The 3,103-nt window shown below is 46.4% G+C and carries 1 protein-coding gene; it reads left to right on the plus strand.

Annotation, left to right across the window (positions count from 1 at the left end; translation table 11 throughout):
• Nucleotides 1-3,103 (plus strand): Ig-like domain-containing protein (locus H6G69_RS33385; protein WP_199336384.1); only part of this gene is annotated, 3,103 nt, incomplete at both ends.

Genomic DNA, 3,103 nt, shown 5'->3' on the forward strand with positions numbered 1-3,103 from the left:
GCAGCCGGCAAAAAAAATGGTGAAATAGTACTGCTAAATCCAGAAAACGGCAAAGAAAAACAAAGATTAAAAATAGACACAGGAAGAGCAGTCACAAAAATCGCCTTCAACCCCAGAGGGAACAAAGTAGCCAGCGTAGGGGAAGACACAGTACTGCGGATATGGGGAATAGAAAAAGGTAACGAAATCTACCATCCCACAGGACACGAAAACCCAGTCAGAGCAGTAGCATATAGCCCCGATGGCAAAACCATAGCCACAGGAGCAGAAGACTCAAGAATTGCCATTTGGGACGAAGAAACAGGCAAACTGCGGAATATCCTGCAAGGACACCGCAGTTTTGTCAACGATGTAGTATTTAGCCCAGACGGCAGCATCCTAGCCAGTGCCAGTCAAGATAACACCATCAAATTTTGGAATCTCAAAACCAGTGAAGCAACTCGGACACTATTAGGACATGCCGATGGCGTCACATCAATCGCCTTTAGTCCAGACGGAAAGCTGTTAGCCAGTGCCAGTGATGATGGCAGCGTGAGGCTTTGGCCCGTAGTCAGTGGAGAAAATCAAATTCTCAAAGGGCCAACAAAAAAAGTCACAAGCGTATCCTTCAGCCCAGATGGCAAAACCTTAGTTGGAGGCAGTGATGACGGGAAAATATTCTCATGGGATGTAAGCACAGGCAAAGCGCGTGGCAGCATCCAAAGTAAAAAGAAAAAAATCGCCGCCATTGCCTTTAACCCAGCCAATCCCGATGCCATAGTCAGTATCGATGATAATACTGATGAACTAGACTTTTGGGGCTTATCCAAAGGTACACAACTCAAGCCTTCCATCCCCGTACTGTCCACCATAGATAGACAACTCAAAAGTCTCAAAGCCGAGAAATCTCAGCCTCAAATCACCACAGCCAGCACCCTCGAGCAAAACCTGATCGCCGCTATCCCCTCACCACCAGGAGGGCCGATTCTGATCATCACAAATAGTGCCAACAAATTTGGTGAATACTACGCAGAAATATTACGCAATGAAGGATTTAACTACTTCAGCGTCAGCGACATTACATCAGTTACAGCCGCAACACTAGCCAACTACGACATTGCCATCCTGGCAGACATGAGCCTAAGTGCAGCGCAAGTGACAACCTTGAGTAATTGGGTCAACAATGGCGGGAATCTGATTGCCATGCACCCCGATGTGCAACTTGCCACTTTATTAGGACTAACAGCTACAGGCACAACCTTGAGTGAAGGCTATTTGCAGGTTGACACCTCCAAGACTCCCGGCAAAGGCATTGTCAATGAAACAATCCAGTTTCATGGCACAGCCGACCGCTACAACTTGAATGGTGCATCGAGTCTAGCAACACTCTACACCAACGCCACAACAGCAACTGCTAATAATCCAGCAGTCACACTGCGTAGCGTTGGTAATGGTCAAGCAGCAGCATTTACATATGATTTAGCACGTTCAGTAGTTTACACTCGCCAAGGTAATCCCGCTTGGGCAGGACAGGAGCGTGATAGTCAACCGCCGATTCGCTCGGATGACCAATTTTTTGGCAATGGTAGCCTCGATTGGGTCAACCTGGATAAGGTGGCGATTCCGCAAGCCGATGAACAACAACGCTTATTGGCAAACCTGCTCATCAAAATCAACTTGGCGAAAAAGCCATTACCGCGTTTCTGGTATTTACCCAATGGCAAAAAAGCAGTTGTCTTGATGACAGGTGACGATCATGGCAATGGAGGAACTGCCAATCGATTTAATCAATTTATCAGCAACAGTACCACTGGCTGTAACGTAGACAATTGGGAATGTATTCGGGGAACCTCATATATTTATCCCAACACAGCGATTACGAATACTCAAGTAGCGAGTTTCACTAATCAGGGTTTTGAAATAGCTCTTCACGTCAATACAAACTGTGCAGATTACACGCCTAGTTCTCTAGCGAGTAACTACACACAGCAATTAGCTCAGTTGAGTGCTAACTTCCCGAGCCTACCTGCTCCTGTGACCCAAAGACACCACTGCCTCGTATGGAGTGACTGGTCTAGTACACCAGAAGTGGAACTCAGCAATAGTATTCGCCTGGATACAACTTATTATTATTGGCCACCGAATTGGGTGAGCGATCGGCCTGGGTTTTTCACAGGTAGTGGGATGCCAATGCGGTTTACGAAAACTGATGGAACGCTCCTGGATGTTTATAAAGCCGCCACTCAGATGACTGATGAATCTGGGCAATCATATCCTTTTACCATTAATACCCTACTTGACCGGGCATTGGGAGCAGAAGGTTATTACGGTGTTTTCAATGTCAACGCTCATACCGATAACTCAGGCCCTACTTCTCAATCTGTCTCTGATGCGGTTGTAGCTGTTGCGAAAAACCGTGGTGTCTCAGTAATTAGTGCAAAACAACTGTTAACCTGGCTTGATGGTCGAAATAGCTCTTCTTTTAATTCACTGTCTTGGAATAGCAGCACTAACCAGTTGAGCTTTAGTATTACCAAAGCCACAGGCGCAAATGGCTTACAGGCAATGCTACCAACACGCTCCACCAACGGCATTCTCAGCAGTATTACGCTTAATGGTAGTACTATTTATACTCCATCTACTGGAAGTATCCAAGGGATAAAAGGTGTTGAATATGCTCTGTTCGCTAGCGAGACAGGTTCTTACGTGGCTACCTATACTCCAGACACAACCGCACCGCAGGTAGTTACAGATCCCACACTGACACCGCCATCGCCTGCCAATGGAGCGACAAACGTGAGTATTGCTACAGCTGTGTCAGCTACCTTCAACGAAGCGATTGATCCAGCCACGATTAACGCCAGTTCTTTTGAATTAAGAGATGGAACTAACGCATTGGTTGGTGCAGTTATCACTTATGATGCAGCAACTCGTAGAGCAACATTAAACCCAATTTCTAGCTTGACAGGTAACACAACCTATAGTGCTAGGCTTAAAGGTGGCATCGTTAAAGATACATCTGGTAACGCCCTAGCAACCGACTTTACTTGGACTTTCACCACCGCCGCATCAGTCTGTCCTGAGCAGCAGCCTTGTAGTATTTGGACTAATTCGACAATTCCCA

Origin of the sequence: Nostoc sp. FACHB-110 (genome assembly GCF_014697425.1) — a bacterium.
Taxonomy (GTDB): Bacteria; Cyanobacteriota; Cyanobacteriia; order Cyanobacteriales; family Nostocaceae; genus Nostoc_B.